A 17,503-nucleotide genomic window follows, 5' to 3' on the forward strand; every position below is an offset into this window, starting at 1 on the left:
AACGGATTTGGGGTGGAGAAAAGATACGGCCTTAAAAAAAATTCTTCTCGATGCTTGCAGTATATGCACGAATGAATGCATCCTATCCATTCATTGACCGTTTTTGCCTTTTTAGAAAGATTAAGCCGCCAATAAAGAGAATGACACCCATTCCGCCAAACAAATAGGGGAGCCTGCTTTCACTTTCCCCATTAAATTCATCATGGAAATTACTTTTCAAATGCTGCTGGACAAAAGCAATAAATTCCGTTTTCGTGACTCCTTCCGGATCCAGACCATTCTCGTTAAAATACTTGGTCGAACTATCTCCCATTGGCCGAACCCTATTCTTCGAGGAGGAGTAAGCAAAATCGAATTCAAATGGCCTGCTGTGAAGATAGTATTCATCATCCTCTAATTGGGAAACACCATCTGTTAACCAATATGAAGAGCCAGTCCCTGCAATCTCATACTTACCTTCGGAAGGTTCCCAAATAACAATGACATTCTTCACCTCACCGCTTTGATACACAGGTGCAATCCACTGAGTTGGAGCTTCAACGGAGATATTCAGATTTTTGTCAATTACGAGTCTATTTTCAGGAATTAACTTACCAAGTGCCAGATCCTTATCTCCTCTTGTAAAATTAAACCTAGCTGCATTGCTGTCATTAATAATTCTAAGGATGAAATCCCGATAATTTTCTTCCGCTATCCTCTCCGCTAAAGCAGGAGCCTGATTTTCCATTTCACTTTGGTCAAAACCCATCAGTACGATTGATACAACAGCAAGGAATAAAAAGCGTAATTTTTTCACAGGAAAGGCTCCTTCATAAGTTAGATAGATAACTATCTTTCCCAAATTATACCACTAGCCACCCTTTTTCCATACCAAATAAAAATGCCTGGGTTATGTTATCACCTAAGCACTATAAACTGCCATATCTATTTTTCCAGTTAGCCTTTAAATCATTGTTTCCATTTGGAATGAGGTATTGTTTTATGACTTGTTGAACCTTATCTTCATCGACCAGGTTATAAGTAGACAGCTTCATTTTCTTGTTGCTCTTTGTTTTTATGACAAGGTATTTCAAACTGCTCCCTGCCCACTCTATATCGGTTATTTCCTCGATTGGAACCTCGTTTTTCTGCCCTGCTAAGCGGCCCTTTTCAATGCGCAACAAAACACGGCCCCTTAGTAATACAGCGAGAAGCTTTAACAAAATCATGCCGCAAAACAACAAGCCCACTAGCCCAATGACAAAGATAAAAAAGCCTCTTAAGATCCCGGAGTCTGGGGCCACGATGAAGAGGACGAACGCCGAAAGCAACGTGCCAAAAAGAGCTGAAGAAACCATGCAGCCCGCAGCGGGGGAGGTATAAAGAACCTCCACTTTGTCTTATGATATTTTAATATTGTGTTCTTCCATTAGGAATCACCTTTCCCATCGATTATTAACACAAAAAGCTTGCAGAGCAAGAACACTAACTCTACAAGCAATTTGAAGGTTAAGCACCTTTATCGCCCCTGCGCTTTTCCCAATTCGCTTTGAATTCAGGGGTACCCTGAGGGATGACATATTCGGTTATCACCTGATTCACCTTCTCCTCATTCACAAGGTTATAGGAGGACAGCTTGACTGTTTTATTGTTTTCGGTCATGACCGCAAGATATTTCAAAGACTTTCCTGCCCACTCCATATCTTTAATTTCACTAATCCGAACGGCATGCTTTTTTCCTTTGAAATACCCATCCTGGACAGTATATACTGCCTTTCCTGTTAGTACCGCTCCTAACACCTTAAGCAGCATCGTTCCAAAAAACAATAAACCAATCACACCAATGATTATTCCAATGAAGGCTCTGACAACATTCGAATCTGGAACTATGTAAAATAAAATAAATAGGGCAGTCAATGTCATGGTAATACCAGAAAAAAGCAAGCATCCCACTCCACCACTTGTGTAGACTACTTCGACACGATCATCATAAACTTTTATATTATGCTCTTCGATTTTATTTTCCATATTTCACCTTTTCCAATGACTCTATGACATTTTCTCTGATTAATTGTTCAACTTTTATGCTGGTACCATGATTGATTTGAAAGACATCATCAACCTTTTCAATAATCCAATTGTTCTTGTTGTCATTTGTGAATAACACAACATTTTTCGCCACCGGCTCTTTTTGCTCCGTGAATTCCATGAAAAGCAGCGTATTTACAAGCCCCTTCGTTCTTTTTAAAGTTTCATAGAATTCCTGTTTTTCACCGTGCATCACAGGGAGTTCAAAAAGCTGCTGATTATTTTCCAGCGAGTCCAGCAGCTGTTCCAATTCCGCCTGGCTAAGTTCAAATCCCCTCCGACTTCCATTATTATTATTACTCAGTCGGTAAAAATCAGAAATGAGCTCTGCCACTGCTTCTCCTGAGACTTGTTCAAAAACATGCACCTGCTCATCGTAAAGTAAAGAATGCTGAAGTATCTTATCCCCCTCAAAATGGAAAGATACTGACTCCTCACTACCATTAAATCCGTGACGTGAGGCTTTGATGGATTGTTCAGAGTAATTGAGCATAGATATGATTTCCGCCAGCTCTTTCACCAACATAAATTTGTGATTTTCATATACTAGCAGGTTTTTAGAAAGAAGTGAACGCGTCGTGATTTGCAGCAGAAGATCCATTTTTTCATCGTCCAGATCCCCAAAATATACCTGCTTCAAGGCATTTCCATGTTCAAAATATCCTTCATTGTAAAAGCAATAAATTAATTCCTCAATCGAAAGTGAAATTTTATTCATGTTTTCTCCTAACCCCCAAAACCAAGGATTGATTTAGCTCCGCCCAATAAATTCGAAGCATGAGCTTTTACATCATTAAAGCCATCCTTCACCTTGCTCACACCTGAAGCAATTGCCTCTGTTCCACTATGGATGCCATCTTTAAAGTGTAATGCAGCCTTATCGACAAATGCAGGTGTTTTCTCTGTAAGTTTGTCGCCGACCCAACTCCCGACAAAACCGCCGATTGATGCGCCAATCACTGTTCCTACAGGTCCGAATGCACTTCCGACTACTCCACCTGCGACAGCCCCAGCGACAGACGTCGCAGATACAACAGTCGTTTTATAGACTGCCCTGCCTACCACTTTTGCGTTTTCTTCTTTTAACTTTTCGCCGGTATACAAATTATAGTTTTCGGTAATTTTGATTCCTGCGCCAATTGTCTCGGCTCCTGCTGTAATCAATACGGCAAGGGCTGCATTTGATTTTCCGAGTCTCAACCCGTTCTTCAAAACACTCCCCGCATGATTTTTCACCGCATTGACCATCGTCCCGCCTTTAGCATCGGCAAGCAATTTTTGAACGCTATTACTTAGACCTGCGATATCCTTGGGAAAATAATTAGCTGCCCGCTTGTATATTAGTTCAGAAAGCGTTTTTTTGCTGAAGGCCCTGGTTGGATTAACCATCAATCTAGCAAGCATATTCAATTTTGAACTTTCGATTTTATGGACCAGACTAGCTACAGGCAGACGCATCTTTCCCAGTAAGACATCATCGACTACCTGGAACTTGCGCAATACTCCATCGATATCGGTAAACCTGAATCCAAGGAGATGCATGAGCCCTGCACCGGCAGCATATTGTGCACCATGCAGGAAGTCCACCCATCTACCATAGGTATTATTATAAGTCTCATACAAATTACTGGCGAAACGCTCATCGATTTGTTTCCGCGCTGCATCGATCGCCTTATTGACCGCGTCGGCCTGGCGGTTCACCCGCTGGTCGGAATTGGCGTATCGTTCAGCAGAATTGGCAGTGAACGTTTTAAGCTGGTTCATCTTCATTTCGATTCGGTCAAATGAAGCTGCCGCCCGTCTGAATTGGCCATCAACACCGCTTCGACCAAGAATCCGAGGATCCACACTGTATCTGACCCCCGCCACATTATTCTGGATGCTCTGCAACCGTGAGATTGTTTGCCCTAAGCCTGTTACCGAACTGTTGACCTCATTGATGTTGAATTTAATTTTTGACGACAAGAATAATCACTTCCTGTAAAAAATTCATTTAACAACACCAGTAGGTGGTGAAGTTTTCCATACCATTCATTATATTTGAGAAAGATTATTAATTAAATATTTTTACCTGAATATAGGTTTAAAGGTTTATTTATCCAATTGTTACTCAGGTCTTATTACCCTCATTTTCCAAGAATAAACAAGGTCAGTCAAAAACCCAAAGAAAAGGAGCGGACGAATCCGCTCCCTTCCTTATGATTATTTTCGATTGCCTTTCAAGGTGATTCCGATGGCCGCACCGTTCCGGCTTGAGTCGGCGACTCCCTTGAACATTCCGTTATCACGATCGATCAGGATGCTTTGGACATTGCCGATTGTCGTCGGGCTAGGTCCAAATCTATGACCCATGGCGTTCAGTTCGCTAATTGTATCCAAACTGATGCCGTCTTCATAGCGATAAGAATTAAGATTGTTGGTATAGATTCTTGGCTCCTCAACTGCATCTTTGAGTTCCATATCAAACTCAATTGCATGAAGGATGGTTTGCAGTACAGAGGTAATGATGGTTGGTCCTCCCGGAGATCCTACCGTCAGGACTGGTTCGCCATCTTTGTAAACAATGGTCGGTGTCATACTGCTCAATGGACGTTTGTTTGGCTGAACTTCATTCGCACCGCCAGGGACTGCATCAAAGTCAGTCAACTCATTGTTGAGCATGAATCCATATTCAGGCACCATGATGCCCGTTCCAAAAACCTGTTCAATTGTGGTCGTGTAGGAGACAACATTTCCCCATCTGTCTGTCACGGTAAAGTGGGTTGTTTCTCCATATTGCCTGTCATTTGGCTGGCTTGTGGCTGAATAGTTCGACTTGGAAGTTTCGTATTTCCAAGGGTCCCCGGCTGTTGGATTTTGATTGACAGAATCCAAATTGATCAGCTCTTGTCGCTCTTTGATGTAATCTGGATGCAGCAGACCTTTCACGGGAACATTGACAAATTCAGGATCCCCAGCGTATGCTGCACGATCAGCATAGGCAAGGTGCATGGCTTCTGCCAGAAGATGATACTTCTCAGCAGACTTTACATCATATTGGGACAAATTGAAATCGTCGAGGATTTTCAGCATTTGCAACAGGAAGACACCGCCCGAGCTTGGCGGAGGCATGCTGCCAATTTCGTAGCCCTGATAGTCTCCCCAAACCGGCTCATCAACGGTTACATCATACTTGGCCAGATCCGCAGGAGTCATAGAACCACCGAAATCCTGGACGACTTCTGCAACTGCTTCTGCGATTTCTCCTTTATAAAACGCGTCAGTACCTTTCGAACGGATCAGCTTAAAGGTTTTTGCCAGATCGTCCTGCACCAGGGTATCTCCCTCCTTAAGCGGTTCCCCGCCAGGCAGAAAAACATCACCGGCTGCTGATCTCGATAGCTTTCCCTTGTTATCGGCAATGGCATCAGCCAGGACCGAATCGATTGGGAATCCCTTGTCAGCAAGCTTAATGGAAGGACCAATCAACTGCTGAAGCGGACGCGTTCCCCACATTTCAAGAGCTGTTTCAAGCCCTTTCAGTGTGCCAGGCACTCCCACTGCAGTGCCTCCAGTTGACCGCTCAGAAAAAGGAATAGGGTTCCCGTTCTCATCCAGGAACATATCTGGCGTCGCGCCTTTTGGAGCGCGTTCACGACTGTTCACAATCTTGGTTTCTTTTGTTTCACCATCATACACCATCATGAATCCGCCGCCGCCGATTCCGGACATCATTGGTTCAACAACCGTAAGTGCAAACTGGATGGCCACAGCTGCATCAATCGCATTCCCGCCCTTGCGAAGGACCTCGGCACCAATTTCAGATGCAAGCGGGTGAGCTGTCGCAACCATGCCGTCCTCGCCCACATCGACCTGGCTGTACTGGTCATAGCTGAATTTAGGTTTTTGCGCTTGTCCAGCAGCAGGCAGTGTACCCGCTAGCAACAGCACACTTATCAGAGCAAACAGCCCGGTTCGTAAGAATTTTTTCAAAAGAATCCCTCCTGTTCCCATTTTGATTTCATTATTATGGTAGGGGAAAAGAGAGATTGATAGCAAATCATTTGCTGAATTTTCTTAATTTTAAAACTATAATACTAGTTACTTTGAGCCCTATGGTAATTATGGTACAGAAATGGATAGGCCAAAAGATTGACAGAACTTGAATAAGGACTAACCATTCTCCGTGAGTGACAAGCTTACCCTTTCTTTAAACGTCCAGTTTACCAGGAAGATCCCCATAAAAATCAGCGCGCCGCCCACATATACATACCATTGCACGACTTCCCCGAGAAGGACCCAGCCTGTCAGAACACCGAAAAATGGAGCGAGGAACAGGAATGCACTCGTCTTACCTGGATCACCTTGATTAATCAGATAAAACCATATCGCAAACTGGACAATAGAAGCCATAATTGCCAGCCATAAAATAATAAAAATCGAAAACGGTGTGATTGATAGCTTGGGTGTTTCGAGGGTGAGTCCCATAAACAACAGGAAAACGCCTCCGAAAAGCATTTGATAAGCGGTCAGCACCCAGACATTGAAGCGGTGTCCCCATTGTTTAATCAGGATCGTCCCAATTGACCAAAACACAGCTGCACCCAGGCCGAAAAGCGTTCCAATAGTCAGCTGCAGATGGAAACCCAATGTGATGAAAACACCAATAAACCCTACAATCGCGCCAATCCATTGAACAAGCCTGTAACGGATCCCAAGGAACACTGTCCCCATCATTACCACCATTAACGGGTTGGTAAAGGTTAAAATCGAGGACTCCCCTGCGGTGATCGTCCGCAGACTGAGGAAAATACAGCCCATGACGCCAGCTGTCTGCACCAGCCCAATTGTGAGAATCCTCCCCCAGTCAGCCAGCTTGCCCGGTTTCAGCTTTTTCCTGACGAGTACCGCCATCAGCAGCCCGGCAATCGTGAATCTTAAACCCACCAGTAATAATGGAGAGACATAGTTCAATCCAAATTTTCCGACTGTAAAAGAAGAGCCCATGAGAAACGTGGTAACAACGACAAGCAGTATAAACTTGAATGGATGAAGATTTGTTTTTTCCAAACCGGCCCCTCCTTTTTACAGAACTATATTCTGCTTAATGGCCGAAATTCCCTTTATAAAAAGCTTACAGATCTTCTCTAAGCCTCTGTATGCTCTGCTAATCTCATAAGGTTATTTAAGTCTTCATTCAAAGTAAATATAGGGCTTTGTTTGACTGTTTTTATAAAAAGCTCCTTTAATTTCTTTGTAGATTCTCCCAGATTCATAGCATCTATTTTATTTGGGTAGGTTGAAAGATATGCTTCAATAAACTTCGGATTCAATGTATCGTAGGCCTTAAACTGGTGAAGCTTCTTCCCCTCGTTCAATGCCTGTACTTGCAATACAACGTCCCTCATCATCTCAAGCATCTTAAGTGCGTAGATTAAATTGTTGCGCCGAAGCTCTTTCTCCATTCTCAACGCGCAATAAACAAATTCAAATACAGCATCCTCATTAACATCGTATTGAACCGCTCGGTCCTGGAACTTGGCATCCTCCCTGTTCATTCTCTCGGAAACTAACCCTGATTTATCGGTAATTACTTTCCATAAAGGTGATTTGACTTTCAATGACTCCCTTGGCACGATTGAGATATTGAATTCCAGCGAATTCTCCATGAAAACAATCAACAGATAGACATTCTCCCTTAATTGTTTTTCTTTGATGTAGAGCGGGTGAAATTCACTGACGAGTGTGTCCCGGACAAAATCCCTGGTTTCTTCCACAGTTTCGGGTTTCGTCGCCGCTACCATTAAATCGATGTCCGAGAGCTCATCCTTATATCCAATAACGCCAGACCCGAGTTGGATAATGCCCTCTATGTAATTGGAAGCCTTCAATCTTTCAACCGTCGTTTCAAAAAATGCATTCCGCTCCTCAGCCGTGTACATTCAGTTTCTCCCCTAAAAAATATCGCATGTTTTTTCCGATTTAATCTCTTATTCAATATAACCCTTGTAATTCATCTATCTCTTCATTGATCATTTTACGAAGTTCTTCTGCCAGGCGGTCTAATTGTGCCATCTCTGTCAGGATGTAAAAATGGGCAATCATTCTTTCAGGCAATTCCATCCTGTTATCCACCTGGATTTCTATGCCTACAATCCCTCTCTTGTTATGCAAAAAGAACTTCATCGACAAAAACGGGGCGGTCTCAGAATCGCTTCCTATTTTCCAAGTGAAAGCACTCTTGCCCATATTAGTGGGAAAACGCTCCAGCCCTCGCCTGAGTTCCTCTAACTGCCTATTATCCATATAAGAATCAAGCCTTATGCGGCAATCGTTTCCGGTCAATTCGAGATTAACCTCAAAGAAGTCAGCATCAGTCCAGAATTTATTCATTTGTAATCTTGGTTCCATTTTGAACAGTCCTCTTGTTCTTTCATCTTATACTGAATTTGCTCTACCTTTTCTTCACCAGCCAAATGTATCTTAATGAGTTCCATTAAGGTTTCTTCATGTTCTATTTCACTTGTTTTTTTAGCTCTATTAAATTTGGCTGTTGATTTCCATTCCATGCACTTCTCTTTCCGCGGGGCTGGCGCTGAGCCCGCAGGAGTCTACGTGCCTTCCACTACAATCAAAAGGAGATAAAATCAACATCGAGCTATAACAGAGCCTTTTATAAAAGAAATCGATTCTACTTCCTCATTCAATTGCCTCTTGCTAAACAAATTGAATATTTTCACTGGACTGCACATCTGCAAACCAGCGCAAAGTACCGTTGTGATGGTTGATGATTTGCTGGGCGCTTAAGTCATTTCCAGGCCATGTGCTATGTAAATCCGAAACTAAAGTAAGTTTATATCCTTTGCCGAATGCGCTTCGGCACGTGGTATCCACACAAACCTCTGTTTGAATGCCGACGATATAAAGATGCACAACGCTCTGTTCTTTTAACTCTTGGTCTAAGGTTGTCTTCAAAAAGGAATCCGGCGTAGTTTTTTGAATAATAACATCACCTTCCTCCGGACTTATTTCTGAATGGATCTCCCAGCCTTGTGTTCCGTTCTCCAAAGGGTAACCAGCTGTTTCATTGTGCTGGATGTAGATGACCGGAATCTTGGCTGAGCGGGCCTGCTTAATCAAATTCTTTATCCCTTGCAACAGACTAGCCCCATTAAAAACTTCTTCTCCTTCGACGAACATAGCGTTTTGAACATCAATGACGAGTAATGCTTTTTTATTCATGATCATTCTCCCGTTTTATAAAAGTAGTTTCTCCAGTTTTTTAACCGCGTTATCGCTTGCTATGCCATAAAAATGATCTAATAAAAATTCTCTTGCCTTTTGCTTTTCAATAGCTATAAATTCAATATTATTTCTGCCTGCCCAGGAATCGTAAGTTTCAAATGATGTGCTGCTCCATCCATTCTTCTCGCCTTCTGCGTTTCTTTTTTCCTTGATTCCCGATATGACGATATCCATTGCACCTTGAAGCTCAACTAAGGCTCCTTCAAATGCTTTCTTGTGTTCTTTATCCCTTAAGCCCGCTAGAGTCCGTAATTCTCTCGTATCGATAATCCCTTCATCACTAATGATTCGATAAATACTTAACGCTTCTCTTGATACAAGTCCCTTCTTGTACCTGTCTTCAACCGCGTCAAAACTGCCAAGAACCGCCTTAAAAAGGGCAATAATTCACGCGAAATCAGGATGGACTTTTTCTTCATGAATTTCCCATAACCAGCTACGCCATCAACAGAGAACTTTGTCCTCCACTTCCACGGATCAAATTCGGTATCCGAATGCCAGGACTCTGGTGCAGTAATCGTATTCAACGCGGGGTATTCAGGCACCAAAGGCGCCAGCGGGAGCAAGCCAACCTCTTCAATTACCTGGATGGCTTCATTATATGTGTTAATTTTGTAATCCTTCAATCCAGACAGCTCCTTCAACTAATGTCTACAATGTAATTCGATAACTTGGCACAAATCCCCTCTATGCCAAAAGAAAAACGGCCCTTCATCGAGAAGCACCGCCCTAGAACTTAACGTGTTTCTTCAACTAATACACCATTTTTAATCGTGATCAGACTTTCAGCCATATTCACAAACAACCCGTTTTCAACGACGCCAGGAATCATATTCAACTGACTCTCCAGCTCCTCAGGGGATTGGATCTCTTGAAAATCACAATCGATTATATAGTTTCCATTGTCTGTGATATATGCCTGGTTTCCATCTACTCTTATTCTCGGTTCACAGCCAAGCCCAGCAATTTTCTGCAACGTCATATCGGCTCCGAACTTCACGATTTCAACCGGCAGCGGAAAACCTCCCAATTTCTTCACTGCTTTGGATGAATCTGCAATGACAATAAAGGCAGAAGCAGCATTTGCGATAATTTTTTCCCTGAGCAGTGCTCCGCCCCCGCCTTTAATCAAGTTCAAATCAGCATCAAACTCATCCGCTCCGTCAATCGCAATATCAATTTGTTTCACATTTTTAAAATCTACCAGTGTGATTCCATGCTCTGAAGCAAGCGCGGCCGTTTGCTTTGAAGTGGGAATTCCTTTGATATTCAGACCCTCTTGTACTAACTTCCCTAACTTTTTGATCATATAATAAGCGGTGGACCCCGTTCCTAGTCCCACCACCATTCCATCCTTTATATATTCAACAGCCTTTTCACCAACAAGTTGCTTTTCATTCATACCGATCACTCCTGCTTCTTCCTGCGATTCATCTAACGCCGATATTCTACCCAAAAAAGGAGTCGCTAATCTTCTTTTTTGATGAAAAACTGGCTTCAACAAATAGGAATTAAAAACTCACTTTTTTCCTGTTTTTTTGTAGATGGTGCTTTTCATATAGACCCATTTGGAACTTATTGATTTCTCTCCTTTCCGCCTTCAACCACTTCAACCGCAACAATATCCTCAAACTTTAAAGTCACTGCACTCCCGTCTGCTGTGATCATTCGTACCTCCTTCCTGATTGGATCGAGATAATGGACGTGCCCTCTTTCTTCATATGTAAATCCATCATGCCACTTGGAGATCTTGACTGGGTATGTATATTCCATGGCATAGCACACCCTGTTTTCAAGCTCTTCCAGTTCATATTCGTCGAGCAGCGGCCTGGGTTGCCGGAGTTCATCACGGGCGAGTTCCCGCAGCAGAGCCCGATGTTCCGGCATGAAGTGTGCAGGCATGAACTTGATTTTTCCTCTGTCTCTGATTCTCATGCTGACCATCCTTTCGGGAGTAGTTACAGCTATTATATCCCGAACAGATGTTCGTAAACTATACAATTTTTATTTTTTCGTAAAAAAAAGACCAGCTCCATCAGCCAGTCCGGTCACGCAATAACCTCATGATATTTAAAATAAGTCGACAGTTTGGAATCAACGTGATCTTTCCAACCGTCTAAAGGAACATTCAATTCCTTCAAGATTTTATAAGCATGGACCCATGCACTCATTTCAGCTGTGATCCTGTAAGACCAGTCATTCAGCCACTTTTCGTATTCTAGATCGTCGTTGACAAAATCAATTAAATGGCCGATTTCGTGAGCAAATGCATAGATATTCTCCAGTGTCGTAGATAACGGTATCGTAATGGTCATATTGGGATTAAAATTGATTTTCTTCTTCGAGTCGTAAATCACTTTGCAATTCAACCTTTCCGCCTCTTCTACTAATCGTAAAAAAGTACCATACGTAACCATCCATTTTCCCCTTTGTTTAATAGTTTTTCTCTCTATTATATACATTTTTTCAAAAAGGTATACCCTTTATTCTAAATATTAAAAAATCTTTGAGAGGGAAAAATTCATATAGTACAAGCTTTGCCAGCATAACATGATAAAAGGTATCATGACATGGGAGATGATGAACCAATGAGAATACATGTTGTAAAGCCTGGGGAGTCATTGTGGAGGATTTCTCAGAATTACCCGACAACCATCGATCAAATTGTTTTAGCGAATGAGCTTGATGACCCGAATGTCCTTGTTGTGGGTCAATCACTCGTAATCCCTGAAACAGGCAGGGACCATGTCGTACAGCGCGGAGACAGTCTATGGGTAATCGCCTCCCGTTACGGGGTAACTGTCCAGGAGCTCGCAAGCTACAATAATATCGCCAATCCTTCCTTGATTTTTGTCGGCCAAATGCTTCAGATTCCTTATTTTTCACATACGATCCAGCAAGGGGAAACGCTCTGGTTGATTGCACAGCGTTACGGGGTCACCGTTAATCAAATTTCAGAGGCCAATGGAATATCGAACCCCGCTCTCATTTATCCAGGCAGGGTGTTGAGAATACCTGCTCCCACTAAGCCAACCATTGAAGTCAATGCATATATCACAAGGATGAACGAACAAGGACGGCAAATTGCCCTCACACATGGCTCGCAATTCACCTATCTTGCTCCCTTCTCTTATGAAGCTGGTGCGGACGGCTCACTTGTCACCCTTCAGGATTCGCTCGTTCTCCAGGCAGCTGGACCAACCAATACAGCACCATTATTGACGATTACAAACATTGCAGACGGTTCGTTCAGTTCCGACCGGGCAGCAGCCATTTTAAGGAACCCGTCCGTGCAGGATACCTTACTCACCAACATCCTCGCAAAAATGAAGGAAAAAGGTTATACCGGACTGAATATCGATTTTGAATATGTCTATCCTGAGGACCGTGAAAACTATAATAATTTTTTGCGCAAAGCAGTTGCCAAGATGCATCCTGATGGTTTTACCGTCTCGACAGCTCTTGCCCCTAAACAGAGGGCAGATCAGGAAGGATTGTTATATGAGGCCCACGATTATAAAGCGCATGGTGAGATTGTCGATTTCGTCATCATCATGACCTATGAATGGGGCTGGTCCGGAGGCAGACCGTGGGCGATCGCTCCGCTGAATGAGGTCAGGAAGGTCCTGGATTATGCTGTTACGGCCATCCCTCCTGAAAAAATCATGATGGGTGTACCGCTATATGGCAGAGACTGGCGGATTCCATGGGTACAGGGGACCTCCGCTCGTACGGTAAGTCCAAAAGCGGCCGTCAATCTTGCGGCGCAATACGGTGTGGACATCCAGTTCCATGAAACATACCAGTCACCATTTTTCCGTTATACAGACAGTGAAGGCCAGCAGCATGAAGTCTGGTACGAAGACGCACGAAGCGTCCAGGCAAAGTACAATACCGTAAAAGAATACGGGTTGCGCGGTGTGAGCTTCTGGGTGCTCGGCGTCTCCTTCCCGCAAAACTGGCCCGTGCTCCAGAATAATTTCAGAATTAAAAAGCTATAAAATATTAAAATCCTGCGGTAGTGCCGCAGGATTTTTTAAATACCATCAAACACCGACCTCAGGAGGAACCTGAACAAAAAGAAAAGCACCCGGAACGGAAAAATAATCAACTCCGGAATCCAAAACAGCACATCAAACACAAAATCCCAAAAATTATAGCTTCCATCCTGCTTTTTCTTCCTTCTCTTTTCTGCCCGCTTTTCAACAAACATTGTCAGACTCCCCCCGCGAGTAAAGATTACTTATTATAACACTCTTCACAGATTATTTTTCCTTCATTCTGAAGAAACGCTTTAATCTCCGTCATACCCCGAGTTTCCGGATACCTCATCTTTCATTGCTTTGAATTTCTTTCTTACATACCGAACATTGCGGCTTGATTTTAAACATGAAACTCACCTCGGTTTTACATACGTTTTAAAAACGTAATTGTTTCAGTTTTCAGACGAGAATTTCGGTCCGCCCAGCCTGCATAGTGTTCAACTGGAATTATGCTGGATTGATCTCAAATAATTTTTGCTACTAATTATTATGACGCAAAGTACTTCTGCAACTGGAGATATATTTGCCTCAACTGGAGATAAATTCGCCGTAACTGGAGATATTTCTTCCAATCAGGTATTTTACATGCTGCACTGTCTTAATTTTTACTTCAATTTGAGATTATTATTACAGAACGTGGGTTTACATCGCGAAAATCATCTGTTCCCGCCTCTCTAATAACCATTTCCTAACCATTAATAAAAACCCTGACCAAATTGGCCAGGGTTTTGTAAAACTCAATAAATATCCTGCCTAATAAATACCGCAAACGACACAATCAAGGCGGCGATTCCCCATAGGGTCAGCACCAGCAGCGAAAACCCAAGTGTCATCCCTTCAATCGGCGGTGCCTGTCCGGATAGATACCCGGTCAGATTCAAGTTAATCATGAACAGGTACTTGGCTGAATCCCAGGACGAAACCATATTGCTTAGAATCGCTCCTGAAATTAGCGCGGCGAGCATGACGCCCATTCCTGCTGGTGTGTTACGGATTAAAACCGACAACATGAATGTGATTGTACCAACAATCAATGCCACGAACCAGACGAGGCTGAATTCCATCAAAAGATACTGCCACTGTGGAATCATCTGGATTGCATTTGTTTGCAGTTCATTTCCTTCCACGCTGAATCCAGTCAAAACCGGTGCCGACCATCCTTGATAGCCAAAGATCAAGCCGGAAATTAGAAACGACAGCACCCCGAATAGAACAACAATGAATGATACGGATAAAATCAAGGTAAGATATTTACTCATTAATATTTTCCAGCGCTTCACCGGTCTTGTCAGCAGTAATTTGACCGTGCCGGCACTCCGCTCGGAGGAAACGATATCAGCTGCCACGACCATGATCATTAGTGGAATGAACAGATTGATCGAGTGCTCCGCAAATACCCTGGCAAACGTTGGTGCGCCCGGTTCCATCGGATTGACATTGTTATCAAGGTAGTATTGCTGCTGCTGAATACGCAGCTGCAGCTCGCTTTTCCATTCATCGGAAATGCCGCTGCTCGTGATTCTGTTCTGAGTATCGATGATTTGCTGCTGGAGGGTAGTCCTCCAGTCAACATCCCCAAAACGCTCCAGCCTTCTCTCAATTTCCCTGAACTGCGAATACGTAAAAAGAGCAACAAGCACCGCGATGATTCCGGCTACAACCAGGATCCTCTTTTTACGGACGATTTTCAGCATTTCGTTTCTCACTAGGTTAATCAATCGTCTCACCCCCGGTCAATTCCAGGAATAGATCCTCAAGCGCAGGCAGCTTCCTGTTCATTTCTTTTATCTCGACGCCTTTCTCTACGAGAGCCCGATTCCAGCCTGCCGTTTCCCCCTCGATATAAGGGGTGATCAGCGCCCCATCCACACCGTCGGTTACACTTGTAAAACCGGCCAAAATCTCTTTCGCGACATCACGCGGCTCCGCCTGCCAAATGACCCTTTCCTGCATGGCCAGAAGGTTTTCTACATAGTCAACTTTAATGACGCTTCCCTTCGAAATGATTGCCACCCGGTCACACATCAACTGAATTTCACTTAGGAGGTGACTTGAAACAAGGACCGTCAGCCCTTCTTCTTCCGCCAAATACCGGATGAAGTTACGCATCTCCCTGATTCCCATCGGATCGAGACCGTTCGTTGGCTCATCAAGGATCAGCACCTTCGGCTTTCCAAGCAACGCCTGTGCAATCCCAAGCCGCTGCCTCATCCCAAGGGAATAAGTTTTGACCTGGTCATGTATCCGTTCATCCAAACGGACAAGCTCAACAACATACTTCATATGGTTCCGGTCCACTTCCGGCAGCATCCTCGCAAAGTGCTCAAGATTCTCCCATCCTGTTAAAAACGAATAAAGCTCAGGATTCTCCACAATGCAGCCCATTTGCGACATTGCTTCTGTAAAATGCTTGCGGACATTGTAGCCGCCGATTTCAATAGACCCTGAACTTGGTTTGATCAATCCAACCAGCATCCGAATTGTCGTCGTTTTCCCGGCGCCATTGGGACCCAGGAACCCAAATACTTCGCCTCTTTTCAAATCAAAGTCAATGCCTTTGATGATTTCTTTTTTGCCAATCGTCTTCTTAAGCCCTTTGACAGAAAGCGTGATTTCACTCATCGTTCTCCCCCCTTACCATGTGATCAAGGATGCCACCCGTTCGGCAATCAGCCTGTAGCCTTCTGCGTTCGGATGGAATTTATCTGTGTATAAAAAGTCGTTCACACTAAGCTGGAATAAATCGAATGTCGGCACATAGACGGCCTGCGCCTGCTGATCAAGCAGCTTATTCGTTTCATAGTTCCAGTCCCGGACAACCTTCGTCGTCAGCTCTGAATCATTCAAATCAATAAATGGATTATACAGACCAATATGAAAAATCACTGCTGAATCATTTAAAGTCCGAAGCTCGCTCAAAATTCCCTGCAGGTTTTTCAAATAACTCTCCCTTGCCTGGACGATTTTTTCCTCATTCATCTCCAAAAATGTTTGGCCGCTCTGGAATAAATCGTTGCCGCCGATCGTAATCAGTATGTAATCCGCATCCTTGATCTTTCTCTGGACCTCTCCCTGCTTTAGCTGTTCCAGCAGCTGGTTCGAACGATAACCCTTCACTCCGTAATTATGGATCGTGATTTTTTCCTCAGACTTCTCTTCAAGCTCGTCCACTAAATACCCAATATATCCTTTGCCGCTGTCATCCCCAGTCCCCCGGGTAAGCGAATCGCCAAGAGCCACGACCACTTTCCCTTCTTTTTCAGTCTGTTCCTCTGGCTGGGTTTGCTCCACTATTCCAGCTGTACCATTGCTGAAGAATTGGTTCTGGATTGTCCATCCAAGACCAAACAGCATCAATACTAATGAAAGCACTGAAATCATCATCGTCAATTGCACTGTATACTTTCTCACCTGACCACCCCGCATTCCACTAATTGGTAAGCTTTATTTTATAATAATTTCCCAGCAATGAAAAATGATAATACTATGACAATGTGCTTAAGGGATTATTTTTGCGAAAAAACAACAAAAAAGCGCGCAGCTTTTAATAGCTGTACGCGCTTCTTAGATCGCAAATGAGTGATTTCCGATTTTTTTAATTACATCCCTGGTGAAAATCCAGTCACTTGTCGCAGTGTCCGGGTTGTAGAAATAAAGGAATTCGTGATTTGTTTCAGTTTCAAGTGCTTCCTCAACTGCTTGGACTGCCTCTTCGCTTGCAGGCTTATTGATCGCACCATTTTGGACCGGTTGGAATGCGTTCTTCTGGTAAATCACTTCTTTTACCGTATCAGGAAATTGCTCGTTCTCCACACGATTCAGAACGACCTCTGCGACCGCTACTTTGCCTTCATACGGCTCTCCCTTTGCTTCAGCATGCACAAGACGGGCCAGCAGCTTCACTTCTTCTTCCTTAATGAAGCGTTTATCGGTAACGGAAGATTCCTTTGTGTTCACATCGACTTTCTTTGTTTTCAGAGTCTCAGCCTGATTGGTTTTCGTTGATTCGGCATAAACTGTATATGAACCAATTACTAATGTAAGAATGGAAACTAGCATAAGAATTTTTTTCATTGTAAACCTCCTGTTTTTGTTGTTTAGACTGAACA

General features: G+C 43.4%; 20 protein-coding genes and 1 pseudogene. 1 reads left to right on the forward strand and 20 read right to left on the reverse strand.

Annotation, left to right across the window (positions count from 1 at the left end):
- Positions 1-82 precede the first annotated feature (82 nt).
- The 15 genes and pseudogenes from EJA10_RS03980 to EJA10_RS04045 all read right to left on the reverse strand — a co-directional run bounded on the left by EJA10_RS03980 (position 83) and on the right by EJA10_RS04045 (position 11,768).
- Positions 83-796, reverse strand: coding sequence for a hypothetical protein (locus tag EJA10_RS03980; RefSeq protein WP_125478704.1), 714 nt, complete (start codon positions 794-796; stop codon positions 83-85).
- Positions 797-908: 112 nt separating this feature from the next.
- Entirely contained in the window at positions 909-1,373 is a 465-nt protein-coding gene (locus EJA10_RS03985; RefSeq protein WP_281274468.1) for a DUF5381 family protein, read from the reverse strand.
- Positions 1,374-1,488: 115 nt separating this feature from the next.
- Entirely contained in the window at positions 1,489-2,007 is a 519-nt protein-coding gene (locus EJA10_RS03990; protein WP_125478706.1) for a DUF5381 family protein, read from the reverse strand.
- Positions 1,997-2,668, reverse strand: coding sequence for a hypothetical protein (locus tag EJA10_RS03995; RefSeq protein ID WP_125478707.1), 672 nt, complete (start codon positions 2,666-2,668; stop codon positions 1,997-1,999). Before EJA10_RS03995 ends, EJA10_RS03990 begins: the two co-directional genes overlap by 11 nt.
- A 125-nt stretch (positions 2,669-2,793) precedes the next feature.
- Positions 2,794-4,032: a glycine zipper domain-containing protein gene (locus EJA10_RS04000; RefSeq protein ID WP_125478708.1), complete on the reverse strand. Its 1,239-nt coding sequence runs from the start codon at positions 4,030-4,032 to the stop codon at positions 2,794-2,796.
- 237 nt (positions 4,033-4,269) lie between these two features.
- Positions 4,270-6,060: a gamma-glutamyltransferase gene (gene ggt, locus EJA10_RS04005; RefSeq protein ID WP_125478709.1), complete on the reverse strand. Its 1,791-nt coding sequence runs from the start codon at positions 6,058-6,060 to the stop codon at positions 4,270-4,272.
- Between the two features lie 159 nt (positions 6,061-6,219).
- A complete protein-coding gene (locus tag EJA10_RS04010; protein WP_281274469.1) occupies positions 6,220-7,116 on the reverse strand; it encodes a DMT family transporter in 897 nt (298 codons plus the stop codon).
- Positions 7,117-7,193: 77 nt separating this feature from the next.
- Entirely contained in the window at positions 7,194-7,988 is a 795-nt protein-coding gene (locus EJA10_RS04015) for an aminoglycoside 6-adenylyltransferase (RefSeq protein WP_125478710.1), read from the reverse strand.
- Between the two features lie 52 nt (positions 7,989-8,040).
- On the reverse strand, positions 8,041-8,457 hold the full coding sequence (locus EJA10_RS04020; RefSeq protein ID WP_125478711.1) for a hypothetical protein: 417 nt from the start codon (positions 8,455-8,457) through the stop codon (positions 8,041-8,043).
- On the reverse strand, positions 8,436-8,615 hold the full coding sequence (locus tag EJA10_RS23230; RefSeq protein ID WP_170169057.1) for a hypothetical protein: 180 nt from the start codon (positions 8,613-8,615) through the stop codon (positions 8,436-8,438). The genes EJA10_RS04020 and EJA10_RS23230 overlap by 22 nt, the downstream gene beginning before the upstream one ends.
- Before the next feature lie 148 nt (positions 8,616-8,763).
- Complete coding sequence (locus EJA10_RS04025; RefSeq protein ID WP_125478712.1) at positions 8,764-9,288, reverse strand: cysteine hydrolase family protein; 525 nt, start codon at positions 9,286-9,288, stop codon at positions 8,764-8,766.
- 15 nt (positions 9,289-9,303) lie between these two features.
- Positions 9,304-9,995, reverse strand: a pseudogene (locus tag EJA10_RS24045) (AlkZ-related protein).
- Between the two features lie 92 nt (positions 9,996-10,087).
- Positions 10,088-10,753 carry a ribose-5-phosphate isomerase RpiA gene (gene rpiA, locus EJA10_RS04035; RefSeq protein WP_125478713.1) on the reverse strand — a complete coding sequence of 222 codons (666 nt, stop codon included), beginning with the start codon at positions 10,751-10,753 and terminating at the stop codon, positions 10,088-10,090.
- Between the two features lie 173 nt (positions 10,754-10,926).
- Entirely contained in the window at positions 10,927-11,286 is a 360-nt protein-coding gene (locus tag EJA10_RS04040) for a YolD-like family protein (RefSeq protein ID WP_125478714.1), read from the reverse strand.
- A gap of 113 nt (positions 11,287-11,399) precedes the next feature.
- A complete protein-coding gene (locus tag EJA10_RS04045; RefSeq protein ID WP_125478715.1) occupies positions 11,400-11,768 on the reverse strand; it encodes a hypothetical protein in 369 nt (122 codons plus the stop codon).
- 171 nt (positions 11,769-11,939) lie between these two features.
- On the opposite strand from EJA10_RS04045, the gene EJA10_RS04050 reads away from it, so the two are divergent.
- Entirely contained in the window at positions 11,940-13,352 is a 1,413-nt protein-coding gene (locus EJA10_RS04050; RefSeq protein WP_125478716.1) for a glycoside hydrolase family 18 protein, read from the forward strand.
- 35 nt (positions 13,353-13,387) lie between these two features.
- On the opposite strand, the gene EJA10_RS04055 is transcribed toward EJA10_RS04050, so the two are convergent.
- The 5 genes from EJA10_RS04055 to EJA10_RS04080 form a co-directional block, all read right to left on the reverse strand.
- On the reverse strand, positions 13,388-13,564 hold the full coding sequence (locus EJA10_RS04055; protein WP_246017679.1) for a hypothetical protein: 177 nt from the start codon (positions 13,562-13,564) through the stop codon (positions 13,388-13,390).
- Positions 13,565-14,131: 567 nt separating this feature from the next.
- Positions 14,132-15,112 carry an ABC transporter permease subunit gene (locus EJA10_RS04065; RefSeq protein WP_125478718.1) on the reverse strand — a complete coding sequence of 327 codons (981 nt, stop codon included), beginning with the start codon at positions 15,110-15,112 and terminating at the stop codon, positions 14,132-14,134.
- Positions 15,105-16,016 (reverse strand): ABC transporter ATP-binding protein, encoded by a 912-nt coding sequence (locus EJA10_RS04070; RefSeq protein WP_125478719.1) that lies wholly within the window; start codon positions 16,014-16,016, stop codon positions 15,105-15,107. The genes EJA10_RS04065 and EJA10_RS04070 overlap by 8 nt, the downstream gene beginning before the upstream one ends.
- 12 nt (positions 16,017-16,028) lie before the next feature.
- Positions 16,029-16,805 carry an SGNH/GDSL hydrolase family protein gene (locus EJA10_RS04075; protein WP_125478720.1) on the reverse strand — a complete coding sequence of 259 codons (777 nt, stop codon included), beginning with the start codon at positions 16,803-16,805 and terminating at the stop codon, positions 16,029-16,031.
- A gap of 153 nt (positions 16,806-16,958) precedes the next feature.
- Positions 16,959-17,468: a cell wall hydrolase gene (locus EJA10_RS04080; protein WP_125478721.1), complete on the reverse strand. Its 510-nt coding sequence runs from the start codon at positions 17,466-17,468 to the stop codon at positions 16,959-16,961.
- Positions 17,469-17,503 lie beyond the last annotated feature (35 nt).

The organism is Mesobacillus subterraneus (assembly GCF_003937825.1).
Lineage (GTDB): Bacteria > Bacillota > Bacilli > Bacillales > Cytobacillaceae > Mesobacillus > Mesobacillus subterraneus.